Source organism: Micromonospora sp. NPDC053740 (assembly GCF_040677775.1).
GTDB lineage: Bacteria > Actinomycetota > Actinomycetes > Mycobacteriales > Micromonosporaceae > Micromonospora > Micromonospora alfalfae.
The window spans coordinates 295690-309421 of record NZ_JBFASO010000002.1 but is presented as its reverse complement, the minus strand read 5'-3'; the positions used below and the strand labels follow the sequence as shown (position 1 = coordinate 309421).

16 protein-coding genes are annotated in these 13732 nt (G+C 72.4%); 10 read left to right on the top strand and 6 right to left on the bottom strand.

The window, feature by feature from the left end:
- Positions 1-98: 98 nt before the first annotated feature.
- From AB0K35_RS05985 to AB0K35_RS05960, 6 genes are all read left to right on the top strand, one after another.
- Complete coding sequence (locus AB0K35_RS05985) at positions 99-467, top strand: holo-ACP synthase (RefSeq protein WP_238667575.1); 369 nt, start codon at positions 99-101, stop codon at positions 465-467.
- A 55-nt stretch (positions 468-522) separates the two neighbouring features.
- Positions 523-1992: an NAD(P)H-hydrate dehydratase gene (locus AB0K35_RS05980; RefSeq protein ID WP_238667576.1), complete on the top strand. Its 1470-nt coding sequence runs from the start codon at positions 523-525 to the stop codon at positions 1990-1992.
- Positions 1993-2082: 90 nt separating this feature from the next.
- Entirely contained in the window at positions 2083-3201 is a 1119-nt protein-coding gene (alr, locus tag AB0K35_RS05975; RefSeq protein ID WP_363884005.1) for an alanine racemase, read from the top strand.
- A gap of 55 nt (positions 3202-3256) precedes the next feature.
- Entirely contained in the window at positions 3257-4360 is a 1104-nt protein-coding gene (locus AB0K35_RS05970) for an alpha/beta hydrolase (protein WP_238667578.1), read from the top strand.
- Positions 4357-4839, top strand: a complete 483-nt coding sequence (tsaE, locus tag AB0K35_RS05965; RefSeq protein WP_238667579.1) for a tRNA (adenosine(37)-N6)-threonylcarbamoyltransferase complex ATPase subunit type 1 TsaE — start codon at positions 4357-4359, stop codon at positions 4837-4839. Before AB0K35_RS05970 ends, tsaE begins: the two co-directional genes overlap by 4 nt.
- 65 nt (positions 4840-4904) lie before the next feature.
- Positions 4905-5606, top strand: coding sequence for a uracil-DNA glycosylase (locus tag AB0K35_RS05960; protein WP_363884002.1), 702 nt, complete (start codon positions 4905-4907; stop codon positions 5604-5606).
- Between the two features lie 82 nt (positions 5607-5688).
- On the opposite strand, the gene AB0K35_RS05955 is transcribed toward AB0K35_RS05960, so the two are convergent.
- Positions 5689-6393 carry a helix-turn-helix transcriptional regulator gene (locus AB0K35_RS05955; RefSeq protein WP_363884000.1) on the bottom strand — a complete coding sequence of 235 codons (705 nt, stop codon included), beginning with the start codon at positions 6391-6393 and terminating at the stop codon, positions 5689-5691.
- A 354-nt stretch (positions 6394-6747) separates the two neighbouring features.
- Between AB0K35_RS05955 and tsaB the strand changes: the two genes are divergently transcribed.
- Genes tsaB through AB0K35_RS05935 form a run of 4 tightly spaced genes read left to right on the top strand, consistent with a single transcriptional unit; the run spans position 6748 to position 9212 of the window.
- A complete protein-coding gene (gene tsaB, locus AB0K35_RS05950) occupies positions 6748-7425 on the top strand; it encodes a tRNA (adenosine(37)-N6)-threonylcarbamoyltransferase complex dimerization subunit type 1 TsaB (protein WP_357278916.1) in 678 nt (225 codons plus the stop codon).
- Positions 7422-7904, top strand: a complete 483-nt coding sequence (gene rimI, locus AB0K35_RS05945) for a ribosomal protein S18-alanine N-acetyltransferase (protein ID WP_363883997.1) — start codon at positions 7422-7424, stop codon at positions 7902-7904. Before tsaB ends, rimI begins: the two co-directional genes overlap by 4 nt.
- A complete protein-coding gene (tsaD, locus tag AB0K35_RS05940; protein WP_238667586.1) occupies positions 7897-8943 on the top strand; it encodes a tRNA (adenosine(37)-N6)-threonylcarbamoyltransferase complex transferase subunit TsaD in 1047 nt (348 codons plus the stop codon). Before rimI ends, tsaD begins: the two co-directional genes overlap by 8 nt.
- 14 nt (positions 8944-8957) lie before the next feature.
- The gene (locus AB0K35_RS05935; protein ID WP_039906914.1) at positions 8958-9212 is read left to right on the top strand and encodes a hypothetical protein; all 255 of its coding nucleotides are present in this window, start codon (positions 8958-8960) and stop codon (positions 9210-9212) included.
- Positions 9213-9245: 33 nt separating this feature from the next.
- On the opposite strand, the gene AB0K35_RS05930 is transcribed toward AB0K35_RS05935, so the two are convergent.
- The 5 genes from AB0K35_RS05930 to AB0K35_RS05910 all read right to left on the bottom strand — a co-directional run bounded on the left by AB0K35_RS05930 (position 9246) and on the right by AB0K35_RS05910 (position 13709).
- Positions 9246-9986 (bottom strand): DUF4142 domain-containing protein, encoded by a 741-nt coding sequence (locus tag AB0K35_RS05930; RefSeq protein ID WP_363883995.1) that lies wholly within the window; start codon positions 9984-9986, stop codon positions 9246-9248.
- A 125-nt stretch (positions 9987-10111) separates the two neighbouring features.
- Positions 10112-10408: a DUF1707 domain-containing protein gene (locus AB0K35_RS05925; RefSeq protein ID WP_238667589.1), complete on the bottom strand. Its 297-nt coding sequence runs from the start codon at positions 10406-10408 to the stop codon at positions 10112-10114.
- Between the two features lie 19 nt (positions 10409-10427).
- Positions 10428-11609, bottom strand: a complete 1182-nt coding sequence (locus tag AB0K35_RS05920; protein ID WP_112676899.1) for an ROK family protein — start codon at positions 11607-11609, stop codon at positions 10428-10430.
- 22 nt (positions 11610-11631) lie between these two features.
- Entirely contained in the window at positions 11632-12894 is a 1263-nt protein-coding gene (locus tag AB0K35_RS05915) for an ABC transporter permease (RefSeq protein WP_238667590.1), read from the bottom strand.
- Positions 12891-13709 carry an ATP-binding cassette domain-containing protein gene (locus AB0K35_RS05910; RefSeq protein ID WP_238667592.1) on the bottom strand — a complete coding sequence of 273 codons (819 nt, stop codon included), beginning with the start codon at positions 13707-13709 and terminating at the stop codon, positions 12891-12893. The genes AB0K35_RS05915 and AB0K35_RS05910 overlap by 4 nt, the downstream gene beginning before the upstream one ends.
- Between the last annotated feature and the right edge of the window lie 23 nt (positions 13710-13732).

Genomic DNA, 13732 nt, shown 5'->3' with positions numbered 1-13732 from the left:
ACAGCCGACGTCGAGGCGTACCCCGCGGTGTCCACAGGCGTTGCCCAGCGCGAGCCCGACGGCTAATCTGCGGCCTCGACCGCCGGTAGGGTGATGTGGTGATCGTCGCTGTCGGCATCGACGTGGTCCTGGTCGACCGGTTCGCCCGGGCCCTGGCACGGACGCCGCTGCTCGCCGACCGGCTCTTCACCGAGGCCGAGCGGCACACCCGCGCCGGCAGCCCGCGTTCGCCCGAGTCGCTCGCCGCCCGGTTCGCCGCCAAGGAGGCGGTGGCCAAGGCCCTCGGCGCCCCGGCCGGGCTGAGCTGGCACGACTGCGAGATCGTGCCCGACCCGGATGGCCGCCCCTGGCTGGCCGTCTCCGGCACCGTCGCGGCGGTGGCCGACGCACGCGGGGTCAACCACTGGCATCTCTCGCTGTCGCACGACGGCGGGATCGCCTCGGCAATGGTGGTCGCGGAACGATGACGTCGGCCGGGAGGGCCGGTCAGGTCCGCCCGCTAATGGAATGGGACACGGTGGCATGAGAGCGGTGTGGCGGGTGGCCGACGTACGGGCGGCCGAGGCGGGGTTGATGGGCACACTGCCGGAGGGGACGCTGATGCAGCGGGCCGCCGCCGGCCTGGCCCGCCGGGCCGCGCTCCTGCTCGCCGAGCGGGGCGGAGTCTACGGAGGCCGGGTGCTGCTGCTGGTCGGCTCCGGTGACAACGGCGGCGACGCGCTGTACGCGGGGGAGCGGTTGGCCCGCCGAGGTGTCCAGGTGTCCGCCCTGCTGCTCACCCCCGGGCGGGCGCACGCCGCCGGCCTGGCCGCGCTGCGAGCCGCCGGTGGCCGGCTGGTGCCGGAACCGGCCGGCCCTGTCGACCTGGTCCTCGACGGCATCGTCGGCATCGGTGGCACCGGCGGGCTACGGGCGAACGCGGACGAGGTGGTCCAGCGCCTCGGTGAGCTGCGCGGACGCGACGGGGGACGGGCCACAGTGCTGGCTGTCGACGTGCCCAGCGGAGTCGCTGTCGACACCGGCCACGTGCCGCTGTCCGCGTCCGGCCGGCCCACCGCGGTCCGCGCCGACGTGACTGTGGCCTTCGGCGCGCTGAAGCCCGCCCTTGTGGTCGGGCCGGCCGCCGCCCTGGCCGGGCAGGTCGAGCTGGTCGACATCGGGCTGCGGCAGTGGCTTCGCGGCACCCCGGCGCTGCGGGTCACCGAGTGGTCCGACCTGGTCGACTGGTGGCCCCGGCTGGGCCCGGCGTCGGAGAAGTACACCAGGGGCGTGGTGGGGGTGGCGACCGGCTCGGCGACCTACCCCGGTGCGGCGGTGCTCTCCGTGGGCGGCGCCCTGGCCGGGCCGACCGGCCTGGTCCGCTACGCCGGCAGCGCCCGCGCCGAGGTGCTGCACCAGCATCCGTCGGTGATCGCCAGTGGGCGGGTCGCCGACGCGGGCCGGGTGCAGGCCTGGGTCTGCGGCTCCGGGCTGGGCACCGGTGCTGACGCGGCGGCCGAGCTGCGCGCCGTACTGGCCGCACCGGTGCCTGTGGTGCTCGACGCCGACGCCCTGACTCTGCTGGTGGACGGCTCGCTCGCCGACCGGCTGCGCGGTCGGGACGCGCCCATCGTGGTCACCCCGCACGACCGGGAGTTCACCCGTCTCTGCGGGGAGGAGCCGGGCGCCGACCGGGTCGGCGCCGCGCTGCGGCTGGCGGCCTGGATGAACGCGGTGGTGCTGCTCAAGGGCGATCGCACCGTGATCGGCACGCCGGACGGTCGGGCGTACGTCAACCCGACCGGCACCCCGGCACTGGCCACCGGCGGCACCGGCGACGTGTTGGCCGGGCTGCTCGGCTCACTGCTGGCAGCCGGGGTACCCGCCGATCGGGCCGCCGCCTCGGCCGCGTACCTGCACGGGCTCGCCGGGCGAGAGGCGGCGCGGGGTGGGCCGGTGACCGCGCCCGACGTGGCGACCGCCCTGCGTCCGGTGCTGGCCCGGCTGGGCTGAACGGGGCGGTTCCGGCTGCGGTGCCCGGATCGCCGTGTCGGGACGTGCGTCGCCGCCCGCGGTGATCACGGCGGAAAGTAGGCTGGGTGCATGTGGCAGGCCGAGGTACGCGTCGATCTTGACGCCATCCGCGAGAACGTGAGCAGGCTCCGCTCCGGCACCACCGCCGAGTTGATGGCAGTGGTGAAGGCCGACGGGTACGGCCACGGCATGCTTCCGGCCGCCCGCGCGGCGCTCGACGCCGGCGCTGACTGGCTCGGTGTCTGCACCCTCGACGAGGCGCTCACCCTGCGGCGGGCCGGGGTGACAGTGCCGGTGCTGGCCTGGCTGCTCGCCCCCGGATTGCCGCTGCGCGAGGGGGTCAGCGCCGGAGTGGACCTGGGCGCGGCCAGCCTGGCGCAACTGGACGAGATGATCGAGGCGAGTCGCCTCGCCGGGCGTCCCGCCCGCCTGCACCTCAAGATCGACACGGGGTTGTCCCGGGGCGGTGCGACGGTCGCCGACTGGCCCGCGCTGCTGGACGCCGCAGCCAAGGCGCAGGCCGACGGCCTGGTCGAGGTGGTCGGCGTGTGGAGCCACTTCGTGTACGCGGACTCGCCGGGCCACCCCACCACCGACCGCCAACTGGCCGTCTTCCACGAAGGACTGGCCATGGTCGAACGGGCCGGGCTGCGGCCGCGCTGGCGGCACCTCGCCAACTCGGCCGCCACCCTCACCCGCCCGGACACCCACTTCGACCTGGTCCGCCCCGGCCTGGCCATCTACGGGCTGTCCCCGGTGGCCGGCGAGACGTACGGGCTGCGGCCGGCGATGACCGCCCGCGCCCGGGTGATGCTCACCAAGCGGGTGCCCGCCGGCACCGGTATCTCCTACGGGCACGCCTACACCACGGAAGCCGACGCGAACCTGGCAGTGGTGCCGCTCGGGTACGCCGACGGGGTTCCACGGCACGCGTCGAACACCGGCCCGGTGCAGCTCGGCGGTGCACGCCGGACGATCTCGGGGCGGGTCTGCATGGACCAGTTCGTGCTCGACTGCGGCGACGACCCGGTGGCCGACGGCGACGTGGCGACGCTCTTCGGCAGCGGCGTCGACGGCGAACCGACAGCCGACGACTGGGCCGAGGCGGTCGGCACGATCAACTACGAGATCGTCACCCGGTTCGGCGGCACGCGAGTACCCCGGGTCTACGACGGCGAGAAACCGTGAGCGTGAGGAGTGAGCCGGGGTCGCGAGCCCCGCAGTCGCGAACCAAGGTGGCGCCATGAGTTACCGCGTTCCGCGTCCGCGGACGGCCGCGGGTCGGGTCGCGGGGATCGTCGGCGCGGCGGTGGGGGTGGCCGCGGCAGGTCTGGCGGCTGGCGTCGCGACCGAGCGGACCCTGGTCCGCCGGCTCAAGGCCGACCCGGCCGACCGCTACGCGCACGAGACGTTCGACCAGCAGCGGTACGACGAGGCGTTCCGCCTGGAACTGCCGGACGGCACCGACATCCACGTCGAGGTGGTCGAGCCGACCCGGCCGGTGCCGGGGCGACCGACCGTGGTGCTGGTGCACGGCTTCTGCCTGGACATGGGGACGTTCCACTTCCAGCGCCAGATGCTCGCCGCCCGCGGTGACTACCGGATCGTGGCGTACGACCAGCCCGGTCACGGCCGGTCCGGCCGGCTGGAGACCGGGGAGTACGACCTCGCCGTGCTCGGCCGGACGCTGCGCCAGGTGATCGACCGAACCGCCCCGGACGGCCCGCTGGTGCTTGTCGGCCACTCGATGGGCGGCATGACGATCATGGCGTTCGCCGAGCTGTTTCCGGAGCTGTTCGGTGACCGGGTGGTGGGCACCGTTCTGATGGCCACGTCGGGCGGGCTCATCGCGGAGACCAAGCTGGTCGCGCCCGCGCTGCTCGGTCGGGTCGGCGGCCCGGTGCTCTACATGGTCAGCAACGCCACCCGGTACGGCGGCCCGGTGATCGACAAGGCCCGTAAGTCGACGTCGAACGTGGCCTGGCTGCTGACCCGCAGGTACGGCTTCGGTACCCGTAAGCCCAGCCCGTCGCTGGTGTCCTACGTGGAGACGATGAACTCCCGGACGTCGGCCGACACGGTGACCCGCTACCTGCGGACCCTGGCCACCCACTCGCGCTTCCCGGCGTTGGCGGCGCTGGCGGCGACTCCGGTGCTCGTGGTGGTCGGCGACAAGGACATGATCACGCCGGTGACGCACTCCGAGGAGATCGTCCGCCGGTTGCCGCACGCCGAGTTCGTGAAGATCAAGGACAGCGGCCACGTGGTGATGTTGGAGCACGCGGACGAGGTCAACGCCGCCCTGGCGCGGTTCCTGGAATCATTGCAGAGCGTGGAGGAACGGTGAGTCACGTCGTCAAGCTGCCGACCGTCGAGGACACTCGGGACTTCGGCCGGCGGCTGGCAGGGCTGCTGCGCGCCGGCGACCTGGTGCTGTTGACCGGCCCGTTGGGCGCCGGCAAGACCGCACTCACCCAGGGCATCGGCACCGGGCTCGGTGTCCTCGGAGACATCACCTCGCCGACCTTCGTGATCGCCCGGGTGCACCGCCCCGACCCGGTCCGGGGCGGCCGGGTGGCGCTCGTGCACGCCGACGCGTACCGGTTGGGTGACGCCACCGACCCGCGCGCCGAAATCGACGACCTGGACCTCGACGCGTCGGTGGACGACTCGGTGACAGTGGTGGAGTGGGGCGAGGGCCTGGTGGAGCAGTTGGTGGACGCGCACCTGCGGGTTCGCATCGACCGCCGCGACGACGACACCCGCATCGTCGAGCTGGACCCGGTCGGCGGTGACTGGGCCCGGCGGCTCGCCGACCTGGGCTAGGTCGGTGGCTGTCGTACCCGATGCCTAGAGTGCGGGAGACCGACCCGCGCTGTGAGAGGTTCCCGATGCCCGACGACGCTCCCGCCCTGGATCTGCTGGCCCTGCTGCCGGAGCAGTGGCGCACAGTGCTCACCCCGCACCTCGACCCGGCACGCACCGCCGCGCTGGGCGACTTCGTCGCCCGGGAATACGCGACGCAGACGGTCTTCCCGCCGCTGGAGGATCTGTTCTCGGCATACCGGCTCTGCCCGCCGCAGGGCACCCGGGTGCTCATCCTCGGGCAGGATCCCTACCACCGGGCTGGGCAGGCACACGGGTTGAGCTTCAGCGTCCGCGACGGTGTGACGGTGCCGCCGTCGTTGCGCAACGTCTTCAAGGAGTTGGGCGAGGACGTGGGCGTCCCCAAGCCGCGCAGCGGCAACCTCGACGGGTGGGCCGCACAGGGGGTGCTGCTGCTCAACGCGGTGCTGACCGTCCGGCAGGCCACCCCGGGCTCGCACGCCAACGCCGGCTGGGAAGAGTTCACCGACGCGACCATCCGGGCACTGGACGCGACACCGGACCGGGTGGTCTTCCTGCTCTGGGGTGGCTACGCCCGCAAGAAGGCGGCGCTGGTCACCAGTCCGCAGCACGTGGTGCTGGAGGCGGGTCACCCCAGCCCGATGAACCCGCGCGGCTTCGTCGGTAGCCGCCCGTTCAGCGCCGCCAACAAGGCACTCGCCGACGCCGGCCTGCCCACCATCGACTGGGAGCGCACCGCCGGCTGAGCCCGCTCGTCAACGTCCTGCTGCTCGCCTGGCGGCCTGAACGGGCCGTCGACGTCCGTCAGTTGGCGCTACCGGCGCTGGCTCAGCTTCCGCTGGCTGACTGCCGGCCCCGGTAGCGGCGCAACAGCTCGGCGGCGCGTGGGTCGCTCAGTTCCAACTCGACGAGCGGCACCACCTGGTAACTCCGCCCACCGTGACGCACCTCGATCGTCTCGGGCAGCTCGTCGCACATCGTGGCCCTGATCTCTCCGTACCGGGTCGACCAAAAGTGTTCGCCCGGCTCCTCAGGCTCCAACCACACGCCGCCGAACTCACCCCAGCGAGCGTCCCACCGCTGGCCGTAGTTCGTCTCCAGCCAGCGGGTGAAGAGTTTGGCGTCCTGCCAGCGCAGGGCGATCTCCAGCGCGTCCACCGGCACCGGCGCTCCCTGCAACAGCGCTGCGGCACACCCGGTGATCACCTGCGGAAAGTCGGTGAGCCGATCCAGCAGCCGATTCACATTCAGCCCGTCGATCCGCTCCGCGATCGGCCGGGCGGCCAGGTCGTCGATCCGGGCGTCGAGGTGCGCGTCCAGCGGCTCAACCCCGATGACCAACTGCACATCCATCGCGGCGAGCAACCGTTCCAGCACCGGGACGGTCGTCGCTCGTTCACCACGCTCGAACCGGGCCACCGCTGCCTGGTCGACCCCGGCGAGCGCGGCCAACTGGCGCTGGCTCAGGTCGCGCAGGTGTCGTTGATGCCGCACGACAGCGCCGAGCACTGTGACAAGGCGAGTGGATGACATCCCGGCATGGTGGACCACCGGCGGGATGTCCGCGATCCCGCTACGGCAGATCGGCGAAATGCCGCCGATCCGGACCCGGGGATCGCCAGGCCCGTGAACCGGCGGATGGTGAGCCTTACTTCAATGAGCGTGATGTCTGTGAGTCATCACGATGACTCACAGACATCACGCTCATTGGGGAATGTGGCTCCAGCGCTTGTCCGAGGGCTAGGCGGTTGGCCCGGTCGCACCCAAGGGCTACGGCGGCGGGCAAGCCCGTGGCGGGGCGAAGGCCGCGGGTGGGGTGAAGGCCGCGGGCGGTGGCGGGGCGGGGCATGACCGGGGCGGAGGGCGGGGCGGCTAGGCTGGCTTACCGTGCTCGTACTCGTGGTGGACAGCTCGACCCCCGCGGTCACCGCGGCGCTGGTGGAGGTCTCGGCAGACGGTGTGGCGTCGCGGGCGCACCGGTGCACCGTCGACGCCCGCGCGCACGGTGAGCTGCTCGCGCCCCAGGTGGATGCGGTCCTCGCCGACGCTGACGCGCGCCCGCGTGACCTGGCCGCCATCGTCGCCGGGCTCGGTCCGGGTCCGTTCACCGGGCTACGGGTCGGCCTGGTGACCGCCGCGACGATGGGTCAGGTGCTCGGCATCCCCACGTACGGCGTCTGTTCGCTGGATGCCATCGGTTACCCGGCGGCGTCCGGCGCGCCCGTCCTGGCCGCCAGCGACGCCCGCCGCAAGGAGCTCTACTGGGCCGTCTACGACGGCGCCGGCCAGCGGATCGTCGGACCCGAGGTGTCCGCGCCGGCGGTCGCCGCCGCGCGCGCCCGCGAACTGGGCGCGACGATCGCGGTCGGTGACGGCGCGCACCGGTACGCCGAGGTCCTGGACCTGCCCGTTCGGGTCGAGCCGCGCTACCCGGACGCGACAGTGCTGGCGTTGCTCGCCGCCGAGCGGATCCGGGCGGGGGCGACCAGTGAGCGGCTCACCCCGCTCTACCTGCGCCGCCCCGACGCGGTGGCGGCGACCGGCCGCAAACCGGTCCTGCCATGACGGCGGTACGGCTCGAACCGTTCCGCTGGTGGCACATCGACGACGTGCTGCCGATCGAGGCGGACCTGTTCGGCGCTGAGAAGTGGTCGCCCGCCATGTTCTGGAGCGAGCTCGCCAACGGGCACCACTACCGGCTCGCCGTCGACGCGGACGGTTCGGTGCTCGGTTACGCAGGGCTCGCCGGCCTTCCGCCGGACGAGGTGTGGGTGCAGAACATCGCCGTCCGCCGGGACGCCCAGCGGCGCGGCGTAGGGCGTGCCCTGCTGGAGGAGCTGCTCGCCGAGGTGGTCCGGCGCGACGCCCGCAGCACCCTGCTGGAGGTCGCCGTGGACAACGCCGCAGCTCAGCGGCTCTACGCGACGTACGGTTTCGAGCCGATCGGGGTGCGGCGCGGCTACTACCAACCGAGCAACACCGACGCGCTGGTCATGCGGCGCGACGCCGAGCCGACCGGGGACGGACCACACGACCATGGCTGACGAACCACTGATCCTGGGTATCGAGACCTCCTGCGACGAGACCGGTGTCGGCATCGTGCGGGGGCACACACTGCTGGCCGACGCGCTCGCCTCCAGCGTCGAGGAACACGCCCGGTTCGGGGGCGTGGTTCCGGAGGTGGCCAGCCGGGCACACCTGGAGGCCATCGTGCCGACGATGGACCGGGCACTGACCGAGGCCGGTGTCACGCTGGCCGACATCGACGCGATCGCTGTCACCTCGGGGCCGGGGCTGGCCGGTGCGTTGCTGGTCGGCGTCGCTGCCGCCAAGGGGTACGCGGTCGCCGCCGAGAAACCCATCTACGGCGTCAACCACCTCGCCGCCCACGTCGCTGTGGACACCCTTGAGCACGGCCCACTGCCCGAACCCGCCATCGCCCTCCTGGTGTCCGGCGGTCACTCGTCCCTCCTGCTCGTGGACGACCTGGCCCGGGGTGTCACCCCGCTGGGCGCCACCATCGACGACGCGGCCGGGGAAGCGTTCGACAAGGTCGCCCGGCTGCTCGGGTTGCCGTTCCCGGGCGGCCCGCCCATCGACCGGGAGGCCCGTGCCGGCGACGCCGCAGCGATCGCCTTCCCCCGCGGGCTGACCGCCGCGAAGGATCTTGCCGCCCACCGGTACGACTTCTCGTTCTCGGGTCTGAAGACCGCGGTGGCCCGGTGGGTCGAGGCCCGCCAGCGCGCCGGTGAGCCGGTTCCGGTGGCCGACGTGGCCGCGTCCTTCCAGGAGGCGGTCTGTGACGTCCTGACCAGCAAGGCGCTCGCCGCCTGCCGGGCGCAGGGCATCGAGACCCTGGTCATCGGCGGGGGAGTGGCAGCGAACTCGCGACTGCGGGCGATGGCCGAGCAGCGAGCCGAGAAGTACGGCATCCGGGTCCGGGTACCCCGGCCGAAGCTGTGCACCGACAACGGCGCGATGGTGGCCGCGCTCGGTTCGCACCTGGTCGCCGCCGGTGTCGCCCCGAGCCGACTGGACCTGCCAGCCGATTCGGCACTGCCGCTGACCACTGTCAGCGTGTGACGGGAGCGGCGAACATGATCGTGCGGATGTGGGAGGCGCGCGCCGAGGCGTACGGAGTCGCCGACCTGATCACCTGGGTGTGCGACACCGCCCTGCCCGAGTTGGAGCACGACCCGCTCCACGTCTCCAGCGAGGTCTTCTCCTCCACCGACCACCGCGTGGTGGTGATCTCCAAGTGGCGCAGCAGCCCTCGCCCGCTGCCGGACCCGCCAGCCCTGCTGGTGGCCCGCGCCCCGCACTCCTGGGACTTCACCCAGGTAGACCGGTAACGCGAGCCACCATCCAGGCCGCCGGCTGACTGGTCAGCTGCGGCGCAACATCCGGTAGGTGGCGATTCCGCCAGTGCCCAGCGCGGCCAGGAAGACCAGCCAGACGACTGTGCTGCTGACTCCGACCTGCGGGCCGGAGTTGGCGGAGGCGGCGGCCAGGAGCCCGTCCTCGCCCGGGGCGGGCAGCGCGGCCGGCGGCAGCTCCGGCCAGCGGACCAGGCCGGTGCTCTCCAACATCTGCATGTGGTGCAACACGAAGCCGTTGGAGTCGTCGCAGAGCTTGCGGACGGTGGCGTCCCGGGTGCTGGCGCGGACCGCGCCGATCACCGGGAAGATCTTGCCGTGGGCGACCCGGAGCCGGGTGACGAAGATCTGGTCGAACCGAGCGCCGGAGGCCTTCTGCATCTCGGCCAGCCAGCCCTTCTGCTCGGCGGTCGGCTCGCTGGGGATCGTCGCGCCCAACTTGTTGGCCGCGTCGACCACGAGCTGGTCGAGCTTCTGGTGCTCGCCGGCGATGCCGGCGCCGATCTCCCGGACCTTCGCCGACTGCCCCTTCTCGGCGGCCATCTGACCGGCTGGCATCTCCCAGAGCCCGGCCAGCCGCACCCCGTTGAGCAGTGTCATGTCGGCAGCGTTGAGCTGCTGGCCACCGGCGGGCGCGGCGACGGCTACGCCGGGCAGGACACCGACCCCCGCGATGACCGCGATGAGCAGCATCGCCGCTCGGTGGGTCCGGGTGCCCAGTCGGCGATGGGCGGATCTGAGCGGTGCCATGTCTGTGGTGCCTCCTCGGTCCGGACCGGAACGCGTCTGGACCGGGCAGCCGTACCCTGCCGGTTGCCCGTCCGCCCACTGGTACGGACTGATCGCGCGATCAGTTCATCGTGGAGCGCCCCGGATCAGCGGGTGACGGCGAGCAGGCCGCCGAGCAGCAGCAGGGTGATCGCCGCGGCGGCGAAGACCATCAGCAACTCCTGACGCCCCCGCGCGACCGGGCCGGCGTCGACGACCGCTGTGGGTAGGGCCGGTAGATCGCGGGTCAGCGCGGCCAGGTCACCGAGGGTGCGGGCCGTCCACACCGCACCGGCGCGATCGGAGAACTCGTCAAGCGTCAGCCGGCCCGCCGCGGTGTGCTGGTGCAGCGCGGCGACCACCCGGTTGCGGTCGTCGTCGGAAGCGCGCAGCTCGACATCCACGCCGGACAGCGTACGCGGATCAGCCCACGTCGAGGGGGTCGGCGAGGAGCCGTTCGAAGGCCAGTTCGGCGGCACCGATCAGGGGCGCGTCGGTACCCAGTTTCGGCGTGCGCAGCCGGACGTGCTCCAGGCAGGCCCCGAGCGCGTTGGAGTTGAGCCGGCTGCGGATCTGGGCCGCCGCCGCGAGGTAGAGGTCACGCATGGTCCCGCCGAAGATGACCATCTCGGGGTTGAAGACGTTCACCAGGTTGGCCACGCCGAAGCCGAGCCAGTCGCCGGCCTGGCGGACCGCTGTCTGGGCCCGGGCGTCCCCCCGGTCGGCCGCGTCGAAGACCTCCAGCAGCGCGTCGCGGCCCCGGGCGTCGGAGCGTCCGGCAGCGCGCAGGAGGCCGTGCTCACCGATCTCGGTCTCCCAACAGCCCCGGGAGCCGCACTCGCAGGGCTTGCCGTCGCGGACCACCTTCATGTGGCCGACCTCGCCGCCGTAGCCACCGTGCCCGGTCAGTCGGCGTCCACCGGCGATGATGCCGGCACCCACGCCCACGTCGCCGTACAGGTAGAGGACGTTGTCGCAGCCTGCCGCCACACCTCGTGCGTGCTCGGCGAACGCGGCGACGTCGGCCACGTTGCCCACTGTGATCGGTACGTCGATGCCCAACTCGTCGGCGAGGGCCGCGCCGATCGGCTCGTCCACCCATCCGGTGGTGGGGCCGAGTCGGACCAGACCGTCGTCCCGGCGGACCATCCCGCAGACCGCGACGCCGGCACCGACGCAGATCGCGTCCGCCGGCACCAGCTGCTGCATCTCCTTGACCGCGCCGGCCAGCAGCGGCGCGGCCTCCGCGGCCAGCAGCCCGCGCGGCCGGTCCAGATCCCGGCGGTCCAGGACCGCGCCACCCAGCCCGATCCGGGCGGCGCGCAGCCGGTCCACCTCCACTGAGTACGCGTACGCGTAGACCCGGGCCGACTCGGGCCGGACGACCAGTGACGGTCGTCCGGCCCGGCCGGTCTCTTTCGGTGCGCCTTCGCTGACCAGCCCCACCGCGGACAGGTCGGCGGTGAGTGCGCCGATGGTGCTGCGGTTGAGGCCCAGCGTGGTGGTCAGCTCGGCCCGCGTGGTCGCCCCGTGGACGTGTACGTGCCGCAGCAGGGCCCCGAGGTTCTGCCGCCGGACGTCATCCTGGCTCGGTCCTGGGCGCATGCTGGTGCTACCTCCCGCGCGGTCAGCGGGAGCCGGTGGCTGCCGCGCGGCGGCGGGAGAGCGCGTCGACGCTGGCGGCGAGTAGCAGCACGACGCCGGTGACCACGTACTTGACTCCCGCGTCGTACCCCATCAGGCCCATTCCGTTTTCGATGACAGCGACCACCGCGCCGCCGAGTACGGCGTCGAGGACGCGGCCCTTGCCACCGAAGAGGCTGGTGCCGCCGATCACCGCTGCGCCGACCGCGTAGAGCAGTACGTTACTGCCCCCGGTGTTCGGGTCGACCGAGTTGGCCCGGCTGGCCGCCACGATGCCGCCGATGGCGGCCATGGACGAGCAGATCACGAAGACCGAGATCCGGATCCGGTCGACGTCGATGCCGGCCCGACGGGCCGCTTCCCGGTTGCCGCCCACGGCGTAGATGTGCCGGCCGTAGCTGGTGCGTTGGAGCACGAAGGTCCAGATGACCAGCAGCACCGCGATGATCGGCACCACGATCGGCACGCCCTTGAGTGAGACGATGAGGACGTTGCGGCTGCGCTCCAGGTTGAGGACGTACATGGCGGTGCCGAGGATGACGGCGAGCCCGCCGATCCGCAGCGCCAGCACGGCGATCGGGTCGGTGATCAGACCGCGGGCCACCCGGTTGCGGTGGCGCAGCAGTTGCACCGCCCCGTAGCCGACGACCGCGAGGGCGGTCAGCGCCCAGCCCAGCGTTGGGGCGAGGTTGCGGTTGGCGATGGCGACCAGCACCTCGTCGCGGACGGAGATGTTGGTGCCCTCCTGCACGAGCAGCAGCACGACGCCCTGGAAGGCGAGGAAGCCGGCGAGGGTGACCACGAAGGACGGAATGCCGATCTTCGCGACGAGCATGCCGAGCGTGGTGCCGATGACCACGCCTGTGGCGACCGCGGCGAGCACCGCGACCCACCAGGGGTAGCCGAGCACTGTGACCACATTGGCCAGCACGGCCGCGCAGACGCCGCTGGCGAAGCCGGCGGAGAGGTCGATCTCGCCGAGCAGCAGCACGAAGACCAGGCCCATCGCGATCAGCGTGACCGCCGCGCCCTGGGTGAAGAGGTTGGCGAAGTTGCCGGCCGACAGGAACGACGACGGCCGCAGGATCGCGAAGACGGTGCAGAGCACGATCAGGCCGAGCACAGCCGGCAGCGCGCCGACGTCGCCACCGCGTACCCGGCTGAGGTAGTTGCGGACGTGGCCTCCGACGGTCGGCGCCGGTGTGACGGCCGCAGGGCCGTCCTTCCGCACGGCGGTGGTGGTCATCGGACGCCTCCTGAGATCGAGTCGGCCGGCTCCGGGCCGTCGCCGTTGCTGCCCGGGTCGGTGGCGAGGCCGAGCCCGCCCGAGCGCCCGGCGGTGATCAGCTCGACCACCTGGGCGTGGGTGATGTCGGTGGTCTTCACCTGGGCGACCATCTGGCCGAGGTACAGCGCGGCGATCCGGTCGGAGACGGCGAAGACGTCGTTCATGTTGTGCGAGATGAGCACCACGGCCAGGCCGTTGTCGGCGAGGCGGCGGACCAGTTCGAGCACCTGCGCGGTCTGTGCCACGCCGAGCGCCGCGGTCGGCTCGTCCAGGATGACGAGCTTGCTGTTCCACAGCACCGCCTTGGCGATGGCCACGGTCTGGCGCTGGCCGCCGGAGAGGCTGGACACGTGCTGGCGGAGTGAGGTGACGGTGCGGATGGAGAGCCCGGCCAGGGTTTCGGCGGCGAGCTGTTCCATTGTCGGCTCGTCCAGGACGATGCCGCTGCGCCTCTCCCGGCCGAGGAACATGTTCTGCACGATGTCCAGGTTGTCGCAGAGCGCGAGGTCCTGGTAGACGACCTCGATGCCGAGCGTGGCGGCGTCGCGAGGGCTGCCGATGTGCACCGGTTCACCGTTGAACAGGAACTCTCCGGCGTCGGAGGGGTGGATGCCGCTGATGCACTTCACCAGGGTCGACTTGCCGGCGCCGTTGTCGCCGACCAGTGCGGTCACTTCGCCTGGGTGGACGGTCAGGGCGACGTCGCGGAGCACCTGGACGGGACCGAAGCTCTTGTCGATCCCGCGGAGTTCCAGCAGGGGGGTCGCGGACACGGGGTCTCCTTCTTAAGGGAGGG